This window comes from uncultured Shewanella sp., assembly GCF_947497935.1.
GTDB lineage: Bacteria > Pseudomonadota > Gammaproteobacteria > Enterobacterales > Shewanellaceae > Shewanella.
In genome coordinates this window covers 53,330-73,360 of sequence record NZ_CANMIO010000002.1, presented here as the reverse complement: position 1 = coordinate 73,360, position 20,031 = coordinate 53,330, and the positions used below count along the sequence as shown (strand labels likewise).

General features: G+C 46.7%; 18 protein-coding genes. 7 read left to right on the top strand and 11 right to left on the bottom strand.

The window, feature by feature from the left end; translation table 11 throughout:
• The first annotated feature begins 21 nt into the window (after positions 1–21).
• Both Q1A86_RS02495 and Q1A86_RS02490 read left to right on the top strand, forming a co-directional pair.
• Positions 22–930, top strand: a complete 909-nt coding sequence (locus tag Q1A86_RS02495; RefSeq protein ID WP_299802631.1) for an NTP transferase domain-containing protein — start codon at positions 22–24, stop codon at positions 928–930.
• 92 nt (positions 931–1,022) lie between these two features.
• A complete protein-coding gene (locus Q1A86_RS02490; protein WP_299802624.1) occupies positions 1,023–2,090 on the top strand; it encodes a phosphotransferase enzyme family protein in 1,068 nt (355 codons plus the stop codon).
• Positions 2,091–2,104: 14 nt separating this feature from the next.
• Here Q1A86_RS02490 and Q1A86_RS02485 read toward each other — a convergent pair whose 3' ends face one another.
• Positions 2,105–2,803, bottom strand: coding sequence for an SOS response-associated peptidase family protein (locus Q1A86_RS02485; RefSeq protein WP_299802616.1), 699 nt, complete (start codon positions 2,801–2,803; stop codon positions 2,105–2,107).
• Between the two features lie 199 nt (positions 2,804–3,002).
• Between Q1A86_RS02485 and Q1A86_RS02480 the strand changes: the two genes are divergently transcribed.
• The 4 genes from Q1A86_RS02480 to Q1A86_RS02465 all read left to right on the top strand — a co-directional run bounded on the left by Q1A86_RS02480 (position 3,003) and on the right by Q1A86_RS02465 (position 7,371).
• Positions 3,003–4,271, top strand: a complete 1,269-nt coding sequence (locus Q1A86_RS02480; RefSeq protein ID WP_299802610.1) for an amidohydrolase family protein — start codon at positions 3,003–3,005, stop codon at positions 4,269–4,271.
• 191 nt (positions 4,272–4,462) lie between these two features.
• Entirely contained in the window at positions 4,463–5,905 is a 1,443-nt protein-coding gene (locus tag Q1A86_RS02475; RefSeq protein ID WP_299802606.1) for a pyridoxal-dependent decarboxylase, read from the top strand.
• 37 nt (positions 5,906–5,942) lie between these two features.
• Entirely contained in the window at positions 5,943–6,380 is a 438-nt protein-coding gene (locus Q1A86_RS02470) for a hypothetical protein (RefSeq protein WP_299802602.1), read from the top strand.
• A gap of 298 nt (positions 6,381–6,678) precedes the next feature.
• Positions 6,679–7,371, top strand: a complete 693-nt coding sequence (locus tag Q1A86_RS02465) for a TetR/AcrR family transcriptional regulator (protein ID WP_299803126.1) — start codon at positions 6,679–6,681, stop codon at positions 7,369–7,371.
• 69 nt (positions 7,372–7,440) lie between these two features.
• On the opposite strand, the gene Q1A86_RS02460 is transcribed toward Q1A86_RS02465, so the two are convergent.
• From Q1A86_RS02460 to Q1A86_RS02425, 8 genes are all read right to left on the bottom strand, one after another.
• Positions 7,441–7,683 (bottom strand): hypothetical protein, encoded by a 243-nt coding sequence (locus tag Q1A86_RS02460; RefSeq protein WP_299802598.1) that lies wholly within the window; start codon positions 7,681–7,683, stop codon positions 7,441–7,443.
• 116 nt (positions 7,684–7,799) lie between these two features.
• Positions 7,800–8,420, bottom strand: coding sequence for a molecular chaperone TorD family protein (locus Q1A86_RS02455; protein WP_299802591.1), 621 nt, complete (start codon positions 8,418–8,420; stop codon positions 7,800–7,802).
• Between the two features lie 48 nt (positions 8,421–8,468).
• Positions 8,469–10,556, bottom strand: a complete 2,088-nt coding sequence (locus tag Q1A86_RS02450; RefSeq protein ID WP_299802588.1) for a hypothetical protein — start codon at positions 10,554–10,556, stop codon at positions 8,469–8,471.
• A gap of 1 nt (position 10,557) precedes the next feature.
• Entirely contained in the window at positions 10,558–11,175 is a 618-nt protein-coding gene (locus tag Q1A86_RS02445; protein ID WP_299802583.1) for a DMSO/selenate family reductase complex B subunit, read from the bottom strand.
• 9 nt (positions 11,176–11,184) lie between these two features.
• The gene (locus tag Q1A86_RS02440) at positions 11,185–13,635 is read right to left on the bottom strand and encodes a molybdopterin-dependent oxidoreductase (RefSeq protein ID WP_299802576.1); all 2,451 of its coding nucleotides are present in this window, start codon (positions 13,633–13,635) and stop codon (positions 11,185–11,187) included.
• Between the two features lie 10 nt (positions 13,636–13,645).
• A complete protein-coding gene (locus tag Q1A86_RS02435; protein WP_299802570.1) occupies positions 13,646–15,343 on the bottom strand; it encodes an MtrB/PioB family outer membrane beta-barrel protein in 1,698 nt (565 codons plus the stop codon).
• Between the two features lie 9 nt (positions 15,344–15,352).
• The gene (locus Q1A86_RS02430; protein WP_299802563.1) at positions 15,353–16,216 is read right to left on the bottom strand and encodes a DmsE family decaheme c-type cytochrome; all 864 of its coding nucleotides are present in this window, start codon (positions 16,214–16,216) and stop codon (positions 15,353–15,355) included.
• Between the two features lie 664 nt (positions 16,217–16,880).
• Positions 16,881–17,066, bottom strand: coding sequence for an enolase C-terminal domain-like protein (locus tag Q1A86_RS02425; protein ID WP_299803124.1), 186 nt, complete (start codon positions 17,064–17,066; stop codon positions 16,881–16,883).
• A 6-nt stretch (positions 17,067–17,072) separates the two neighbouring features.
• Here Q1A86_RS02425 and Q1A86_RS02420 point away from each other — a divergent pair, with 6 nt between their 5' ends.
• Entirely contained in the window at positions 17,073–17,306 is a 234-nt protein-coding gene (locus Q1A86_RS02420) for a hypothetical protein (RefSeq protein ID WP_299802557.1), read from the top strand.
• A gap of 123 nt (positions 17,307–17,429) precedes the next feature.
• Here the strand turns inward: Q1A86_RS02420 and Q1A86_RS02415 are convergent, their stop codons facing one another.
• Entirely contained in the window at positions 17,430–18,698 is a 1,269-nt protein-coding gene (locus Q1A86_RS02415; RefSeq protein WP_299802554.1) for a NupC/NupG family nucleoside CNT transporter, read from the bottom strand.
• A gap of 201 nt (positions 18,699–18,899) precedes the next feature.
• Positions 18,900–19,739 carry a 5'-methylthioadenosine/S-adenosylhomocysteine nucleosidase gene (locus Q1A86_RS02410; protein WP_299802549.1) on the bottom strand — a complete coding sequence of 280 codons (840 nt, stop codon included), beginning with the start codon at positions 19,737–19,739 and terminating at the stop codon, positions 18,900–18,902.
• Between the last annotated feature and the right edge of the window lie 292 nt (positions 19,740–20,031).

Sequence of the window (20,031 nt, the reverse complement as noted above, 5' to 3'; positions counted from 1 at the left end):
GTCATTGTTTGAGAGAGAGTCATGAGTAACAACAAGCAGGATTTAACCTTAGTGATCCTAGCGGCAGGTTTAGGTAGCCGATTTGGCGGCGATAAACAGCTGGCGCAGCTAGGGCCAAATGGTGAGACCATGTTGGAGCTTTCGTTAAAGAGTGCCTATAAAGCCGGGTTTAGCCGCGCGGTGCTGGTGATCCGTCCCGAGCTGACTGAAATGCTAGATGAGGCGCTAGCGGGAAAGCTAGCCGATGACTTTAGCTGCGATTATTGCATTCAGTCACTCGATGATTTACCCAATTCAGCTGCTGAGTTTGTCGATGTCGCACAGCGTCAAAAACCTTGGGGAACAGCCCATGCACTTTGGAGTGCGAGACATCATGTTGTTGGTCCCATGGCTGTGATCAATGCCGACGATTTTTATGGTGACAGTGCATTTAGCTTACTCGCCGATGGATTATCGCCAAAAGATGACGACTGGATGATGGTGGCCTACCCAATCGGGTTAACCCTGTCTGAAAATGGCGGCGTAAACCGTGGCTTATGTCAGGTTGAGGCGGGCAAACTGGTCGATGTCGCCGAATGGCTCGATATTCGCTGTGAAGCCTCGGACTTAACTGGTACGTTAGATGAGCAGCGTTTAACCATTGCCGATGACGCAGTGGTATCTATGACCTGCTGGGGCTTTAAGCCAGATATTTTTGAAGTGATTGAACAGCAATTCAGTCACTTCCTTAAGGACAATGGTCAGCATCCTAAGGCCGAGTGTTACTTGCCAACGGTTGTACAGGCCAGACTCGATGAGCAGTCGAATACGCAGGCAGGCAAGGTGGTGAATGTCAGCGTGGCTAGGGAGTCTTGGTACGGCGTGACCTACCCAGAAGATGTGAACTGGGTAAGAGAAAAATTGCAGCAAACCCTTAGCAAAAATAGATAACGGTAAGTTGGTTCCTTTTTAATAATATGCTGCAAGGAAGGTCTGGAGAACAAGCCCAGATAGCAGAGATATAGAGATTACTGGAGTGTTGGGTGATTGATTTTATAAGACAAAATGTTTTGTCGCATTTTGGTGTTGATGCAGATAGCGCTAAAGTGTCTCCATTAGGGAATGGTCATATTAACCATACTTTTTTGGTCCTCAGTGTTGAGCGAGAGTTTGTTCTACAAAAGATTAATACAGAAGTATTTAAAACACCGCTAGCTTTAGTTAATAACGCGCATAAGATCAGCCAGCACTTACAACAAAAGCGCACAATGGATGCTTACGGTTTACAGGTGGTTTCCCCTGAACTAACCCTTGATGGTACGCTTTTTGTCGATCTCGGCGAGCAAGGGTTTTGGCGCGCGATTAATTATCTGCCCCATAGCCATAGTATCGATGTAGTAGGCTGCGAAGCCGATGCTGAGATGGCGGCCAAGGCTTTCGGGCATTTCTCCTGTGCCTTAACAGATCTCGATGCTGAGCAACTTGAAGACGTTATCCCTAACTTTCATCATCTACCTGGCCGCATTGAATTATTAGCTCAGGCAGCAGCTAGCAATCCTCAAAATCGACTCGCTGAATGTCAGCAGTGGCTTGAGTTTGTTATGTCACAGACTGAGTTGCTTGAAGAGTTAACCGAGGTTGAAGCTAAACTCCCTCGTCGTATTTGCCATAACGACACTAAGATCAACAATATGTTGTTTGATAAGCGTGACATGAGCAGCCTTGCGATTATCGACTTAGATACCTGCATGAAGGGTTATCTGATGTATGACTTTGGCGACATGGTACGTACCTTCTGTAGCCCTGAAGAGGAAGACTCGACTGCGCTAGACAGGGTGCAGGTCAGAGAGTCTATCTTTGGCGCTATCTGTAAAGGCTACCTAAGTGAGCTAGGTGAAGTGTTGTCTGAGGATGAGCGTAAGAGCTTATGGTTAGGTGCAAGAGTGATCTGTTTGATGATTGGGGTGAGATTCTTAACCGATCACCTCAATGGCGATGTCTATTTCCAAATTCATCATGCAGGCCATAACCTAGAGCGTGCAGCCAATCAGTTTACAATGTATCAAAGCTTACTGAGTCAGCAAGAAACCTTAAGCGCCTATCTTAACTAGGCACTTAGTAAAATTTATACAAGATAATCGTTAGGAATAAGCCGAGTAGCTTCACCAATGGGTTGATGCTGACTCGGCTTATTTATTTGCTGCACTAGAAAGTCGTGCCTAAGAGCTGGCTTTAGCAAATCATCAAACATCTCAACTTGTTGGTTAGCGGGGTTTAACCAAGCATCGAGCACCTCATCATCTTGCGGCAAGATCATCGGGCTGGCTTTGCTATGAAACGGCATAAGATCAGGATGTGGTGGATTAGTGATGATGGAACAGGATGTGGTCACTTCGCCGGTTTTGGGATGTTGCCAGTCTCGAAATAACCCGCCAAAAGCTACCGCCGAGTTCTCGGCGATAAAGTCATGATAATAAGTTTCTCTTCCCTTTTTTTCGGTTTCACCAAAACCACTGGCAATCACTAAGCAGCGACTCTCTCTAAATGGCAGAAAACCTGCGCTATTGGGCGTGTTTAGCTTGTCGAATCGAGTGTTAAATGAGGTGTAACGGCTGGGTTTAAAGCCTTCATAGCAAGTTTCAAGCAGTAACCACCAAGTGGCAGTTTGCAATCGACGCTCACCATCAATCTCACGCACGATGCTGATGTCATTAGTGGGCATCTTGAAGTGTCCAAACAACATCTCTTGCTGATTGCTAACCCGCAAATCATCCATCAATGTTTGTACAAACATGTCATCAATAATATTGAGTCGACCACACATAGCTAATTACCGTAAAGGAGTCACCTCATTGAGTATATGAGTGATTGTTTGTTGAGTATAGCGAGAGCTGAAAGGAGGCTGTTAAACCATTCATTCCAGTGTCACTAAATGGCCATTTAATTGTGGGGGCTGTTGTTAAGATTTGTTCATCAGTTAGATGAAATCATTTTAGTGAAGCAATGCTACCGAGGAATCAACGATGAAAAAGCTCATTATCAACGCTAATGTTTTTAACGGCACAGACAACCAACTGTTAGAGAAGGTTGCAGTGCTGATTGAAGATAACTTGATCAGTAAAATTAGCCGCCAAGATGACATTGATTTGTCGATTGCGGATGAGGTGATCGACGCTAAAGGCGGCACCGTGATGCCGGGTTTAATGGACGCACACGTTCATATTACCTTGTCGGCTCCTTTCAATGTGATTGACACCATGACCCGCGAAGAGGTGGCGATTCGTTCTGCACGAATTTCAGAAGAGATGCTGATGCGCGGTTTTACCACCATCCGCGATGTTGCCGGTAACACCCTCGGCCTTAAAAATAGCATCGACAAAGGTTACGCCAAGGGGCCACGCATTCTGCCATCGATGGCAGCGGTTTCTCAAACCAGTGGTCACTCGGACTATCGTCAAAATCAAGCGCAGGAGCGGATCGGTCAGCATGAAGACTCACCTATGATGAAGCTTGGCGCAATGAAGGTCGCAGACGGCAGATCAGAAGTATTAAAAGCGGTGCGTGAGCAGCTGTTTATGGGCGCATCGCAAATTAAGATCATGGCCGGCGGCGGAGCATCATCCACCTTTGACCCACTCGATACGCTGCAATTTACTCTTGATGAGATGAAAGCGGCCGTCGAGGCGGCAACGGATTATGGCACTTATGTTGCGGCGCATATCCATACCGCAGACGCAATGCGCCGCGCCGCAGAGGCGGGCGTGATGTCGTTTGAACATGCCACCATTATGGATGATGACATTGCCAAAACCATTAAAGACAAAGGTATTTGGGTGATCCCATCCTACTTTACCTCATCACTGATTGCAGAGCGTAAGATCCCGTTACCTAACGAAGAGACCTATCGTAAAACTGAGCGGGTAGGTAAGGCGATGCTCAAATCTGCCGAACTGATTAAGAAATATCAGATCGATAATATCGCCTTTGGTACCGACTGCGTCGGCGAAGCCAGCGTACACGCCACTCAGCTTAATGAACTAGGTGCGATTGAGCAGACCTTCGACACGATTACCGCACTGCGTATGGTGACCTCAAACTGTGGACGCTTATTCGAGATGTCGACCTATCAGCATCCGTACCAACAAGGAGTGTTAGGTCGAGTTATTGAAGGCGCCTATGCTGACCTACTGATCATCGAGGGCAACCCGCTTGAAGGTGTCGCCTGCGTTGCCGATACCAACAAGCAAAAGGTGATTATGAAAGACGGCATCATCTACAAAAACACCCTGTAATCGCGACTGCTATTGCAGCATAACGGCCTAATAACGGCGCTTAGTTGATATAACTAGGCGCCGTTTTGCTATCTGCGATATGGCAGCTTGTCGTAAGCGCTGGCCTTTTGTTTTACCTGTCACCAAATGGCCATTTTTGAAAGATGTCGCTGGTATATTAGACGGACATTCCTACTTGAAGAGTATTAAATATGTCACATCATTTTAAAGATTACCGCGGTTCACTAGAGCGTTCTTTAGATCACGCAGTTTCGTATCTTGAGTCGCTAGATGAACGCCCTGTCGCTCAAGAGATCACGTCGCAGCAGCTACGAGGTTTAATTGCGGGTGAAATGCCACAGCAAGCCACAGCGCCAGAGCAGGTTATCGATGAAATGGCATATGCGCTCGATGCAGGTCTTGTTGCATCAGGTGGACCGAGATTTTTTGGTTATGCCATCGGTGGGACTTTTCCTGCGGCATTAGCTGCAGACTGGTTAGTTAGCGCCTGGGATCAAAATGTGCCCTACTACGTATCTAGCCCTGCAATGGCGGTAGCCGAAGAAACGGCGGCAGAATGGATGGTGGAACTGTTGGGATTAACCAAGGGCTCTGCGGTGGGTTTTACCTCAGGCGCTCAAGAAGCGATTTATACCTCACTCATCACCGCGCGTAATTCGCTGCTAGAAAATGCAGGCTGGGATGTGGCCACTAAAGGTCTATATGGTGCGCCGCAGGTGAATGTGGTCGTCAGTGACCAAATTCACTCAACCATCAAACGCGCGCTTTCGATGATAGGTTTGGGGATTGAAACCATAGTAAAGGTGCCGACGGACGATAATCTTCGCCTTATTCCAGAGGAGCTTGCGCGGGTGTTAGCCGATATAAGTGGCCCAACGCTGGTATGTGCCCAAGCGGGTTGTATCGATTCGGGGGCGTTCGATCCTTTTGATGAGATTGCTGATGCGGTGGCAGCGCATGGTAACGCTTGGCTACATGTGGATGGTGCAATCGGTCTGTGGGCGGCAGCGAGTGATAAGCAAAAGCACCTGTTGAAAGGCATTGAGCGAGCAGACTCCATCGATACCGACGGCCATAAGTGGTTCAACATGCCTTATGACTGCGGCATGGTGATAGTGAAAGACCCAGCTAAAATCACCTCCGCAATGGGCGGCGGCAATATGGGGGATTACCTAAATGATGCCATGGAGAAGCCGGATCGTAACGCAATTAACTTCGGCATTGCCGCATCGAGGCGCGCCCGTGGTCTGCCTGTCTATGCCGCGTTCAAGTCGCTGGGTAAGCAAGGCATTGTTGACCATTTAGATAACTGCTGCGCATTAGCCAAGCGCATGGCTGATATTTTGCGGGAAGTGGACGGCATTACCATTCTTAATGATGTGGTGTCGAATCGATTCTCAGCGCAATTTGGCACAGGTGATGTGGAATATCGCAACGAGCTAACCGCGCGCGTGGTACATAGGCTGCAGCAAGAGGGATACCTTTATCCTTCAACATCAGGCTACAAAGGCCTTAAGACCATGTTGTTCTCAGTGCTGAATTATCACACTTCAGTAGAGGATATTGATATTTCAGCAAATAAGATCATTGAAGCGTTTAACATCGAAAAAGCGTTACTGCCTAAGTCGGTTTAACCTAATGAATTCAACGAGCAAAGAGAGTGGAGGAAGTATGACTCAGCAACGATTTGTAGGTTATAGCCTAGCCGTATTGGTTTATTTAACTGTACTCAATTTCTTTAATGAGTTTTGGCACTGGGTTTCCATCGAGTCCTTTAGCATTTCACTTATTGCAGCATTACTTTTGCTGACGCTACTTAAGTTGTCGATTAAAACTGAGCATAAGGTGGCCGCCTTTTTTAAGGCTAAACCGGGCAGGGCTGCAAAAGTATATAGAGGCATTAGCACCTACATTATCTTGGTGGGCAGCAAGTTTATGATCCTTGAAGCGATAAATGTGATGTTTGGCGAAAAGGTCTCATTTAGCGGACCGTTCAATGGCATCGTCGCTTTCTTTGCCGTTGTGTTTACCATTCTCATTGCCGAGTTTGCAGTAGGTAAAATATATGCAGGCTTGAATGACACCAATAAGCTGCAAGTCGCATGCTGATCGGTTAATTCATCAATAGCAAACCGCCTCAATAGGCGGTTTTGTGTTATCTGTAATCGAGCCACTTTCAACATAGAGGGGTTATCGCCAGTTGAGAACACAGGTCCGAAGTTATATGCCTGTTGTTTTTAGTTTGATAAGTCACTCCGCCGTAGCTTTCGCTTCCGTATCTTGGGTAACTATTGAGCGGGTATTTGTTGATATAGAAGATCCTGATCACTATTTGCATCCACTAAACAGTTAGACAGAGTATGTTTTGATAGATTAGTAAGATTGAAAACTAAGGGTAATACAGTTGATGATAAGACAGGCTAGAGAGGTAAAACTACTCGATATTGCAAGAGAGCTGATTCTAGAGCAGGGCATGGTATCGTTTAAGTTCACCGATATAACTAAACGAGCAGAAGTGTCTCGAGCCACACTGTACAAGTATTTTTCAGGCAAAGAAGATGTGCTGGTGAGTCTGTTTGTTCATGATGCGGGTATTACTAAGCAGATGTTATTAAACATTCAAGCTGATACCACGCTAAATCATCGAGAGAAGATTTTGCTGAGCTTACTAGCACCTGTTGCAAGTTCGATGGAAACATTAAATCGGTCTGGCACTTTATTGTTAAGTGCCAATCCCGGGATTTTTATGTATGCGAGCGATACGCAAAAAGCTCGACTTGAGCAGATCGTTTCTGAGATAAGACAGATAACCCTCGAGTTTTGGTTGACTCCCTTTAAGCAAGGGGAAATGGGCGTTACTCAAGAGCTGTTAGAAGAGGTGATGGCATTAACCTTTCCTTATCAAAGAGGTTGTATTGTGATCCCTCAAAGTGTGATGACGGTAGGCAAGCACATTCATTACCCTTTAAGAAAGGTATTTGAGAACCTGTTGAAGTCGACAGAGGCATTAAGTTGGTGCGAAGAGCACGCAAATGTTGATTATGAAAAAGTCTTGATCGGCATTGGGCGGCATAAAAAAGAGGGCATGATTGCCTGTTAGAGCTTGCTCTGACAGGGCGGTTTGTTTTGCTTCAATTACACAGAGCCGCTCTAGTTGGGCCCTGTGTTGTCATATCATGCTGGTACTTTTATTTTCGGGAACAGATTCAATCAGTGGCTGCAGTAAGGGACAGTTTGCTTTAGCCTGCTTAACAACATAAACCACGATATTTTGCACATCATTTCTTTCACTCGTTAACGTGCATATCGCGCTGCCCATACAGACATGAATAAAAGGTTCTGTCTCGATATCGGCACTGTTGTAGGCCTCTTCGATATAATCTCGTGCTGAAGAGGCGATGTAATTACTCACAGTTCCTATTGATACTTGAGCAAAAATCCTGGGATGAATTTCAAGAGAAGCGCTTATGTAGTCCTCTATCCTACTGGCGACCTTGGCGATTTTATATTGTAGTTTTATCGAGCCGATTAGCCCCATAGCGTACGCTCTTGCACTATGACGCCATTAGACTCAACTAATACATCTAGGTAATCTTTAAGTAATAATCCCCAGCCTAAGTAGAAGTTAGTTTTAGCGTGCTTAATCGTTAGCTCTGCCACTCGATATGCCCATGGTGCTAAGTGCTCAGCAACGACGGCTTGCAACTCAAAAGTCTTGTTTTGTTTAATGGTATATTCCACAAGTTGCAGCACCAGTGATAAGTGGTCGATAGGTTGGTTATCACCATCAATGGTATTGATCGTTATACCTAAAGCGTCGATGCGATCTTGTAGCTTTTGCGTGCTGGGCCCACATAATAAGTTATCTTCACTAAGGTAATACGAGCCCCATAGTGGCACTTTCATCTTACCAGGACCGATAAAAAGCTGATTAAAATCGAGTCGTAGTTCAGGTAACTGCTCACTGCTATATTGCTTCATGTAGTTGCTTATAAGTGCAACACCTTCGCTGCGGGTTTTACTTTCAGACAGTAATGGATAGCACAGGTTGAAGTTATTTTCTTGATACATCTCCAGTATCTTATCGCTAGGGTCATGATACATATTGGCGGCTAAGATTGGGGTTATTTCAGCTAATGCGTTATTCATATTTACTCCAGTATAAAAGGCGGCCAAGTGGCCGCCTTGAAGATATATCTACTTATCTAAGCTAGGCTCGTACTGGTAGAACTCAAGACCAGAAGTTGGGCCCACGTTACACCAAGTTGATGTACCAAAGTACAGCTTATCGTCGATATCGACGACGTTACGGACACCATTAGAGCACTGGTTACCGAAACCGTTAGTGGTTAGCTTACGTGCTTTACCGTCAGCTTCGATAATCGCTAGATCGCCACCTGGAATAAATTCATCAGTTAGACCGTTCGCTTCCATCTCAGTTTTTGTGTAATCGTACATCCACATGGCTGGGTTGTTAGCCATTTGATTCTTCCACTCACCGTTCTGGAATACGATGCCGTCGAATAACATGTACTCACCAGCATAGGCATTGAATAGCAGATCATGTAGACCAGAGAATGCATCGAAGAAGCCCCAGAATAGCTTGCCGTCTTTGGCAATTGAGGTCCAAGAGTAAACGTTACCCGGGTTGCCCATGCCAGCCTCGCCATGAGTAGGCTTCTTGCCGAGTAAGTTTGGTGTCGCTTTCCAGCCGTTACCATCGTTAACTTGCATGGTCTCGTAGCCGTATAGCAGCTCTACCTTAGAAGTGTCACCATCGCTAACCGCATCGATATTGTTAAGGTCAATACGGAAGATCGAAGTCGCGCGCCATTCGTTGATCATAAACTCTTTGTGATTGATCTCTTTATTCGCATCAATGACTGAGTAATCATGTGGGTCAAGACCTGTTAACTCAGTAAATAGCTCAGGATCGGCCTTAGCAAAGTGCTTATAAGCCGCATCAGTGCCTTGATGGTAAGTACCAAAGTACATGTAGCCATCGTTTATCGCACTCGTGCCCCACTTGGCACCCCAGCGACCTTTGGTGTCTGGATCATATTGATCCATACCAAATACTTCGCGGAACGTAAGCTGGTTATCAACACTGTAACCAGCAGTAGGGATCGGATCAGATATGAGAATGACAGACTCTTTGTACTTATCGTTACGTTTACCTTCTTGGTAGACAAAAGGATGCGCAGAAGCTGACATGATCAGACGCTCAGTACCATCAGTATGAGTGAATTGGCGCCAGTCACCAACCATACCGTACTGGACACCATCGGCAGTTTCTTCGTTATCAAGTTGAGTCGAGACTTTACTCCAGCCAGTGCTGGTCAGTGGATCTGTGCCTTCGATATTACCACCAGCAAACGGATCATCTTGTGTACCTACCCAGCGCAGTAGTTGAGTTGGACCATCCCCCGCTTGGGTCATCCCTGTTTCTGCACCAACAAGAGTGTAGAAGCCTGTCGTACCATCTTGGTGCTCTAAGGTGCGGAAGCGACGAGTCGTGTCACCAACAATATCGCGGTAGCCGATGAATGAGCGCTCCTTAGCGTTGAATACGAATAGGCGTAGACGTCCTTGATTTTCAGTCGTCTTCCAATGTCCGGCAACGAATACTAGATCACCAACAGTACCTGCTGCACGGAAGCCATAAGTGTTGTTGATAGGCTTGAATGCTTCGGTGAACTCAGGGCCGCCAGATGTCAGCATGCTTTCATGAATAACTTCTTTTTCGCCAGTGCGGAAGTTGTAGATGAAGATCTGTGATGGTGTGCCAGTGGTTCCCGGTACAGAGCAACCAGTAGTCTCACTCTCAAACGTGGTCAACTGAATAGGCATGCCGATATTTTGGTATGGCCAGACACACCAACCGTTAGAGATGGTACCCATCCATAACTCTTCACCATTTTCAGCGCTGTCATAGACGGTAGTGCCCCAGGGGTAAGAAGCGTTACGCATCTCTTTGTATCCTGCAGGCATGGTATTTTCCCAATCTCGCAGAGGATCGTACTCATTACTAGGGCTGGTGGCACTGTAAAATGCACCATCGACAATAGTACGACCGGCATGCACAAAAGGACCATCTACAACTGGAGGGGCAACGGGATCTGTAGGGTCTGTTGGATCATCCGGCTCTGTTATTGGGCATTCATCAGGGCTTGTTACTTCTGAACCGTTTTCGCAGACATATATCGTTTCTGAGTCGTCATCAGAGCAGCCGGTAACCATAGCACCTGCAAGCAGGATAGCGACAAGAGAAAGTTTAGTATTCATGTTATACCTCGTTTGGATTTACTACAGAACCGGCACCTGAACCTACAGGTTGGCCGTCTGGATGTACTCTAAGAATTAGATTGGGTTTGGTAATGCTTGCTGCCGGTAGCGGGGCAATTTCAGCCGTTTCACCGTATTTGGCGCGCAGCTCATCGATGGGACCAAAGTCCAATGCACGATGAATGCAGCTATCAACACACATCGGCTGTTTACCTGCATTAAGGCGGTCGATACAGCCGTCACACTTGGTCATTTTGCCTCGAGCCTCATCAAGTTGCGGCGCGTCATAGGGGCAGGCCTGAGCGCAAGATGAACAGCCGATACAGATGTCGTCATGCACTAAGACTAAGCCGTCTTCGATACGCTTATGCATAGCACCCGTCGGGCACGCTTTGGTGCAAGCTGGGGTATCACAGTGGTTACACGAGATTGATGTGTAGTAGGCAAAGACAGATTGGCTGAATACGCCATTACCATTGTCGGTGCAGCTTCCGCCTGCATATTCATATACACGGCGAAAGTTACGTCCTACATTCAGGTCATTCTTATCTTTACAGGACACCATACAGGCCTTGCAGCCTGAGCAGATTGCTGTATCAACATAGAATCCTAATTGCATGTTTTGCTCCTATGCCGAGTAGACTTTGACTCGGTTAGTATTAGATCGGAATGACTTAGCAACCGGGCTCGGCTTACTATCGGTTAAGGTATTTGCGCAGCCACCCACATCGATATCACCCTTCATTCGGCGCCACTGGCCTTGCGGCATAGCGACTACGCCGGGAACAATTCGTGGCGTTACACGGACGGTGATTTCAAGCTTGCCTCTGCGGCTCTCAACGATGACCTTTTGACCGTTGAGAACGCCAATGGAGCCTGCGTCTACGGGGTTTAGCCATAGGTGATGCTCTAGAACCTCATTGAGCCATGGGGTACTGGCATGAATACTGTGGGCACTGTGTTTACCGTGATAGTTAATGCACTGCAGTGGATACTCAGAAGCGGTTGCATCTTCGTATGACTCATCACAGGCAAAGTACACGGGGAGTGGATTGATCTCGTCGCTGCCTTCGGCTTGGGATTGTTTACTCTCAAAATATTGCGAGTAGATCTCGATCTTGCCGCTGGGTGTACCTAGTGGGTTGGTCGCCGGGTCGCTGATGAAGTCACGAATTTTCCCCACGTTTGGGTGTTCAGGCGCTTGTTGGCGCTGTGGGCCGAAACTGACAAACTCCTCAAAGGTGTCGCCTTGGATCCAAGGGTTACTCTTCTTAAATTCCGAGTAAACTTTGCGTACTTGATCTAAATAGGTCATACCACCATTGGTGAACTTACTGCCTATACCGAGTTTATCGGCGATCATATGACAGATATCGTAGGCCGGTTTGCATTCAAACATCGGCTCGATTGAAGGTGTGATGCCGTATGCATACATTAAAGAGCCACAATCCATCTTGTTGTAGCTTTGGATGACATCGTACATCTCAAGCCAGCTGACTTCTGGCAGGATGATATCGGCGTACTTAGCCGATGCAGTCATATGCTGTTCAACCACAACCACGTAATCGACTAAGCTTTCGTCGTTAAGCAGACGGTCGGCTCGGTTAATATCGCCGTTCTGGTTTGCCAGCATATTAGAAGATGCTAACCACAAGAAGCGCACGTTAGTATCTAGTGGCTTATCGGCTGCCATAAGTTCAGGATCTGAGTAGCGAACGTCATGGGTGCTTGGCTTCATCTGAGTACCAAACTCGATGGCATCGAGGTGCGATGCCGCAGGAATCGTCACGTCCATGATTTTCATGTTCATCAGATCTTTCAGCGTATCTGCTGGCATCATGGCGTAATGAGACAAGCCACCATTGCCTGGCGTACCGCCGTGGTTCATGCCTGCGCCGGAGATCTTACCGACCAGCAGTGGCAACATCATCACTGCGCGCGCATTATTCTCGCCGTTACCCTGGCGTTGAGGACCAAAACCTTGGGTGACAAATGGTGCTGCAGCCGTACCAATCGCCTGTGCTATTTCACGGATCTTCTCTGCCGGAATACCACAGATGGCTTCGGCGCGTTCGGGCGTTTTAGCAATGCCATCGGTGATACCAGTGATGTATTCCACGTACTTATCGTGGCCATAGGTGTACGTCTCAAGGAAGGGGATATCAGCGTATCCATCTTCTATTAGTACGTTTGCGATTGCCTCACACAATGCTGCATCAGTACCGGGGCGGATAGGTACCCACTCGTCAGTCGCTGTTACTGCTGTATCGGTGAATCTTGGATCGATATAGTAGGTCTTGAAGTTGTTTTTCTGCTTAACATTTAGATACTCATAACCAGAGCCTGCGCCGCCAAGGCGAGCCTCCATAGGGTTATAGCCAAAACAGACCATCAGATCGCTGCTTTCTAGGCTGCGCAAGCTAGAGCCAGTATTCCAAAAGCCAACGGTATCGCCAGCGTTAGAGGCAAGGTAGCCATACATGCCTGCAGACCCTTCACGATACTGTGATGCCGAGTAATCGTTATGGAAGAACAGGCATCCACCCGCCATATTCAGCAGACGTACACTCGATTGGGTTACGCCTGTGTTTAGGTCGTGAGAGCCACCACCAAGCGGCATGAAGATGGCATTTTTACCATATTGTGCGTAAGTCTTTTGTAGCGCCTCGGCAACACTGGTTACGGCCTCTTCCCAGCTGATGCGAACGAACTCATCAGAGCCACGGCGTCCTACACGTTTCATTGGATACTTGAGGCGATCATGGTTGTAGACTTTCTGACGCATAGAGCGTCCGCGCGGACAAGGACGGATCTCATGATCGAAGCTGCTCCAATCATCAGTTCTTTTGCCTTCGGTTTCGATGCGTGTGATCACGCCATCTTTACTGTGCACCTTTAAAGGACATGCTTGCCAGCAGTTGCTGGCGCATGTTCCCCATGTTGTACCTTCTCCAGCGGGAGGCAGCACGGGATCATTAGGGGGCAGCAGAGGATCGCTAGCACTGCTGCTGTCACAGCCGGTAACAGTGGCTACCGCAGTTGCAGCTGCGGTGAATTTAAGAAACGTACGACGTTCCATAATGATTACCTCAAAGCTTTATTGTGAAAAATGCACCGATCTTGTGGTCGGTGTAATTTTGATTGAGGTCAGCAATAGAGTTGATGGCTTCAATCGGTTGGTTGGCGTAATTCGTGTCGTAGTGGCGTTCGTAGGTGTAAGCTAAACGAGTCGAGAAACGCGTATTGATGCGGTAATCCATATGGATTTCAGCAAGGTGTTGATACTGGTAGTAGTCACCCATTTCGGTGGTATCTACCGAGGTGTCACTGCCTGAAAATGAGAAGGTGTAGGAGCTGCCGACAGAGATGTCTTCATTGATTTGGTACTGCTTTAGACCAAAACCAAAGTAGCTAAACTCATCCGCAATCTTAGTGTTATGCAGTTCTAGACTGTCGATGGTTTGAGTACCCGCGTAGGCATTGAGTACTAACTGGTCATTGAAGCGATAGAAGCCGTCTAGGTTGACAAGCACTTCATCAGATTCCTTCAATGCAGAGCTATTGGAGTAGTCATCACTGGCTAAGGTCACTTTGAGGTTAGCGCCATAGTTGTTGTGGCTATAGCCCAGACCAAGCTCAGTGCTGAGGCGGTCTCTATCGGCAAGGTAGTACTTCTCAAAGATGTCGTCGCCAATACGATAATCAGAGCCGGTGCGTTCACCGCTGCTGAGTTTAACGTGAGAGTTAAGCGCGCCTACGCGGTAGTCAATACGAGCAAATAGCTCATTCTCTTGGGTCTCTTCACGGTCACTGTCTGAGCGAGTACGGTCATTTTGCTCGAAACCGGCGCTAAATTTAGCACTGCCTAAACGGTAGCTAGCATCGACGCCGTAGCGAGTCTTGCTGGTATCGATTGGTGTGTTAATAGCGTCGAAGAATTGATAAGAGCCGCTGACATTATCGCGGTCACTGTAGCTGTAGAAACCTGCTAGCTTAATGCCTGCAAAGCGAGAGCTGATGCGAGCGTTATAGTCGAGGGTTTCCACTTCACCGTCGAAGTTTAAGATAGGTACTAATGAGTTTTCTTGCTCAATCGCATCATCTTGAACCATCTTGCCAGAGGCAGCGCTCATGCTTAGGCGAGTAGTGCCGAAGTTAAGGCCGCCTTTTACGCTAGCTTGTTGAGCACGGTTATCAGCATCGATACCATTATTGTCAGTAAAGTCTGAATTAAAGGCGGCAACGCCTAGGTTCCAGAAATCACCGTGCAGTTGCACACCCGCATTCATCACTTGAGTTGTATGGTCGATGGCCTCTAAGTAGTTAGTAGGCTTAGGGTCAACGACAGAGCTAATGCGCTGACCTTGTTTGTCTTCCGAGCTTGCCTTTACAAAAGCGGTCACCAACTGAGTTTGGTACTTAGCAGCAGCCGATAACTGCTTACGCTCGGCGCCAATATCGTTATCATCGAGGTTCCAGCGGTCAACATAAGCTAGCTCCAGAGCGACATCGCCGTATTTAGCAGTAGCTTTTAGATAACCATTGTCGGCACCTGCGTTTTTAGCATCAACGCTGTAGTGCTGGCTTTGGATATCGGCACTGACACCATATTGATTATCTAAGTGAGTGCTTTGCTCAGTCATCACGCCAACAGTGTTGTGTTGCTCCGGAGCGGCACAACGCTGACAGGCGTAGTTTTTTTCAATGTGTTGCGGCACAGAAAAGTTAGCTGCACTGGCGTTGGCTGAGAGAACAGCTAGCGCCACTAAAGTAAGTTTTGCGGTCATTGGTGACTCCTATTTCTCAAACAAGTGGCCAGAAGGGTGGTTAGAGCCATGAATTTTGTTGTGGCAATTCATGCACGATTGACCTTGAGTAAAACCGTCTAAGCTGTTGTGTACATCACCAGGGTGACCAGCTTGGTTATGGCAGCTCTGGCATAGTTGAGGCGCACGACTATTGAGTAGATTGTCGTTAACAGAGCCATGAGGGTCATGACAGGTGGTGCAGTCTTCAACTACAGGAGAGTGTTCCCATAAAGTTGGCCCACGTTTTTCTGCATGGCAGCTATAACAGGTGTCATTTACTGCTAGCGGCATTTCTTCATGAGGGTTGTGGCAATCGCTACACTCTAGGTGCTCTAAGTGAGTCGAACGCTTAAACTGAGCAGACTCTTGCTGCATATGACAATTTGCGCACTGAGCTTGAGGTTGCTCAACGGCTAGCTGCGCCTGATGAATCTTGTGACAATCACTACAGGCTTGGTCGTGGAATGGAGTGTGCTCTTGAGTATGGCAAGACTCACAAACGCTGTTACGGCCTTCGACTGAGATTTCGTCGCCGAAAGTGAGCATGGGCTCATTTTTACCTTTGTGTTTACCTTGAGGACCATGGCAAGCTTCACACTGCAGACCAGCCATTGGTCCCTTATTAGTATCACCGTGTGGCGTATTAAAAATTGCCATCACAGATTGAGACTTCTTGTGACACACAAGACAGGTGTCAGCACCTTTCTTGGAATACTTAGCTTCAGTGAATTTATCAACCAGCTGTTGCTCTAAAGGAGTAGTGCTCTCCTTTGCTTGCACACTGTGCACAGTCAGTGAGGTTATTAGCGTTAAGCCTATTAACACCCAGATTTTAATTAAGATATTCATCATCTATCCCACACTTATTATTTCGAAAGTAAATGGTTTTTTATGTCTTAGTACCTAGTTTGAGATAATTGTAGAGACAGGTGTCTACTTTTTCGGTGATGAATGTCACAGCAAAATAAACATGTGTGTACTGCTGTGTGTTATTTTGAGGTTGTTCAAAAAAAGCGCTGCGTTGTGACGGTGATCAGCTATTTTATTAACTGATAAACTCATTTTTTAGGGCTTTGGTGTGATGTTTGTTGGCTTTGTGGTCTTGCTGTGATCAAGCTTGTGTTTGCGGGGGGGTGGATTTAGTCTTTGGTTGACAACTGTCTATCTTGGCTCGTGTGGTCTACGTGTTTTGTTTGCAATCAATACCTGCATACACCTTGAGAAAAGGTGCTTTGAACCATGAGTGTGGTTAATTTAAAAGCACTCATGGTTCATTTTTTCAGACTATTTAGATCGTGGGGCTAGGGGAAGGCGCACTGCATTTATACATTGCTATAAACCGGCGACAAGCTTGAAAAACAGACATAAAAAAATGCCAGTAAGCTTAACTTACTGGCATTGTTGTTTAGCGGGTAAACTAGTCGATACTAGATAGCGCTACTCATTTACGTGGGACTAATTCACACGAAAGTTAGTTAACACGGTGCTAGTTTACGCGGTACTAATTCACTCAATACTAGTTCACACGGTATTTGGCAATCAACTCTTCGTCTAGCTCGATACCTAAACCTGGCTTGTCGCAAACGGCTACATAACCGTTGTCGAATTGCAGTTGGTTTTTCACTAAGCTAGTGAACAGTGGGCTGCTGCTCTGAGAGAACTCCATTAGCGTGCCTTGCTCACAAGCCGCTAAGAAGTGCACTGAAGCATGCAACAAAATACCTGTGCTGAAACCATGAGGGATCAACAATACAAGCAGATCTTGTATTCGTTGCGGGTTTATATTGCGCTGACCCACCAAGATTATGACTTATCAGATAGCGCTTCTAGCCATCAGGCGTTAGTGCAAGCTATCTGTTCAGGTAATGCTGTTATGGCAGCCGAGCAAGCAAGGGATAATATTACACCAATGTTCCGCAGCGATGCATTGCAAACCAATTAGTGTCGAGTATTAGCCATCTTTGAGTCGGCTAATCGCTAAAGTTAAACTCCATAAAAACAAACAGGCCCATTTAGCGAGTAGCCAAATGGGCCTATCTTTTAGCTAGCGTATGCAATGAGCGGATTAAACAAAGCTCATAAACAAGCCTGCAATCGTTGCTGCCATTAGGTTAGACAAGATACCAGCAAATAATGCCTTCAAACCTAGTGATGCAATTTCAGAGCGGCGCTCTGGCACTAAACCACCAATACCGGCAATCGCAATCGCTACCGTACCTAAGTTAGCAAAGCCACACAGTGCGAATGATAAAATCACTTGGGTGCGCTCAGACATCGGCATACCAGTTGCTTCAACAATGGCATCACCGCTTAGGTATGGTGCAAGGTTGATATAAGCAAAGAACTCGTTGATCACAATCTTCTGGCCGATGAACGAACCTGCTAATAGCGCTTCATCCCACGCCACACCCATCAACCATGCAACAGGTGCGAAAAGGTAACCAAGGATCAGCTGTAAGCTTAGGCCGTCAAAACCAAACCAGTTACCAATGCCACCTAACATACCGTTCATTAATGCCACTAAGCTGACGAAGGCAAATAGCATAGCGCCCACAGCCATGGCTAACGATAGACCGTTCATGGTGCCGGTTGTCGCAGCATCAATAATGTTAGCTGGTGGATTTTCTTCAACAACCGTTAGGTCTTGATCGTTTACTTTCTCGGTTTGCGGAATTAATAACTTAGCAAACAATAGACCACCTGGCGCTGCCATAAACGAAGCCGCTAACAGGTATTCCATCTTAATGCCAAGCTGGGCATAACCGGCTAGCATGGTGCCTGCAATCGAGGCTAAACCACCACACATTACCGCAAACAGCTCGGCACGGCTCATCTTAGGAATATAAGGCTTAATTAGCAGTGGCGCTTCAGTCACACCTAAGAAGATGTTAGCACTGGCAGACATAGATTCTGCTTTGCTGGTATTAAGGATTTTCTGCAGTGCGCCGCCCACGATGCGAACTACCCATTGCATAATGCCGAGATAGTACAGCGCCGCCGAAATCGCCGAGAAAAACACGATAATCGGTAGCACTTTAAAGGCGATAACGAAGCCACCTGGGCCAAACAGTTCATACATCTTATCGCTAACAAGGCCGCCAAACATAAACGACATGCCTTCGTTGCTGTAGCCAATCACGGTTGAAACCGCTTCAGCCATATTAAAAATAACGGCTTGGCCAAACGATGAATAGATGACAAACGCACCCATAATTAACTGCAGTAAAAACGCCAAACCAACCGTGCGGTAGTTAATGGCTTTACGGTTTTCAGACGCCAAAAAAGCCACTGCGAGTAGGGTGATGATGCCAACGATACTGATTAAAATTTGCATGTATTTTGTCTATTACTATCTAAGTTGATGAAAGGAGAAGGCTAGTGTTCTCCCCTCATATATTGAAAACGATGCTTAAAGCATTCTTTAAAGCAATTAAGCGTTAAATTAGCGTTTTTAAAGCGAGCGAAAGCGGGCGGGAATACGCTTGTTATTCCCGTCACTCATCTTGTCGCTTAGGTGTTGTTGCTAAAACTGGCTTTAAAAGGTCTTAATTAATGCCTTGATGACATCAAGCACATAAACCTGACAGTCAATCGCGGTTTGCGGCTCAAAGTCTTGCTTATGTTGGTCGGTATTAGACAGTACGCGAATACTCACAAAAGGTAGTTTGTAAGCTTCGGCAACTTGCGCAGCCGCAGAGGTTTCCATCTCTTCAACTGAAGTGCCCATGGTTTCGTGGAACCAGTTAATACGGTCAACTTCTCGGTTCCATTCGTCACAGCTACCAATTCTACCCACAACCACTTTGCCTTGGGTGTAGCTGCTTGCTTGCGACAGGGCGATTTCAACAAGCTTTGGGTCGGCTTTAAAGTGGTTATGCTCAACCACAACGCCGTTTTCACGCAGGTACATTGGCATATCGAAGTTCTGCCAAGTCGTTGGGTGTATGCCTTGGCCTTTTTCTACGAACTCAATCTTGTAAGCACCCATGTTAAAGCTGGTTGCACCAATCACGATGTCAGAGCGGAATAGCTTAGGATCGTGGCCACCAGAGGTGCCCTGATTGATGATCACTTTTGGCTGGTAGTGCGCAATGCCCAAAGTGGTAGAGGCGGCGGCGTTAGCCAAACCAATCTCGGTACGCGACACCACAACTGGGTAGCCATCTAATAGACCTTGCCAGAAAGTCCACGCACCATATGTTTTTTGTTTTACATCACTAAGGGCGGCAACAAGCGTCTCGACTTCAACGTCCATCGCGCCTTGAACTAAGATAGGATTTAGCATTTTTGAGGGTAACTTTTCATTGTGTGACTGTTCAGAGTTTACGTGTTCAGGGTCTAACTTTTCAGCTGTTGGCTGCTCGCAAGTTGGCATGACAAATAACTTCAAATGGAAAGTGCGCGGATGGTAACAACGAGATTTAGGCTAAACAACGAAATGAAAAGTAAAATACTTGTTGCGGTTTCGGTGGTCTAAAAAGCACACAATTTCTGGCTTGAGTCGCTAATTCCTTGATGTTGTAACCACTTATTTTGTAAGGATATTTCAAAAGGTGATTATTTGTTGAACGCATCGCGTTTGGCAATGACTTTAAATTAGAAAACAGTGTTTAAGAAAACAGGCTAGTTAGTAGGGCAGGATTGAGACCGAATTGGGATTTGAGTGG

Bases quoted from the DNA above. Each gene is read 5' to 3' on its own strand.
- Q1A86_RS02450 (WP_299802588.1), bottom strand. From the start codon at position 10,556: ATGAATACTAAACTTTCTCTTGTCGCTATCCTGCTTGCAGGTGCTATG.
- Q1A86_RS02470 (WP_299802602.1), top strand. From the start codon at position 5,943: ATGACTCAGCAACGATTTGTAGGTTATAGCCTAGCCGTATTGGTTTAT.
- Q1A86_RS02410 (WP_299802549.1), bottom strand. From the start codon at position 19,739: ATGCCAACTTGCGAGCAGCCAACAGCTGAAAAGTTAGACCCTGAACAC.
- Q1A86_RS02430 (WP_299802563.1), bottom strand. From the start codon at position 16,216: ATGATGAATATCTTAATTAAAATCTGGGTGTTAATAGGCTTAACGCTA.
- Q1A86_RS02415 (WP_299802554.1), bottom strand. From the start codon at position 18,698: ATGCAAATTTTAATCAGTATCGTTGGCATCATCACCCTACTCGCAGTG.
- Q1A86_RS02495 (WP_299802631.1), top strand. From the start codon at position 22: ATGAGTAACAACAAGCAGGATTTAACCTTAGTGATCCTAGCGGCAGGT.
- Q1A86_RS02480 (WP_299802610.1), top strand. From the start codon at position 3,003: ATGAAAAAGCTCATTATCAACGCTAATGTTTTTAACGGCACAGACAAC.
- Q1A86_RS02420 (WP_299802557.1), top strand. From the start codon at position 17,073: ATGCAACAAAATACCTGTGCTGAAACCATGAGGGATCAACAATACAAG.
- Q1A86_RS02455 (WP_299802591.1), bottom strand. From the start codon at position 8,420: ATGAATAACGCATTAGCTGAAATAACCCCAATCTTAGCCGCCAATATG.
- Q1A86_RS02440 (WP_299802576.1), bottom strand. From the start codon at position 13,635: ATGGAACGTCGTACGTTTCTTAAATTCACCGCAGCTGCAACTGCGGTA.
- Q1A86_RS02435 (WP_299802570.1), bottom strand. From the start codon at position 15,343: ATGACCGCAAAACTTACTTTAGTGGCGCTAGCTGTTCTCTCAGCCAAC.
- Q1A86_RS02475 (WP_299802606.1), top strand. From the start codon at position 4,463: ATGTCACATCATTTTAAAGATTACCGCGGTTCACTAGAGCGTTCTTTA.
- Q1A86_RS02445 (WP_299802583.1), bottom strand. From the start codon at position 11,175: ATGCAATTAGGATTCTATGTTGATACAGCAATCTGCTCAGGCTGCAAG.
- Q1A86_RS02465 (WP_299803126.1), top strand. From the start codon at position 6,679: ATGATAAGACAGGCTAGAGAGGTAAAACTACTCGATATTGCAAGAGAG.
- Q1A86_RS02485 (WP_299802616.1), bottom strand. From the start codon at position 2,803: ATGTGTGGTCGACTCAATATTATTGATGACATGTTTGTACAAACATTG.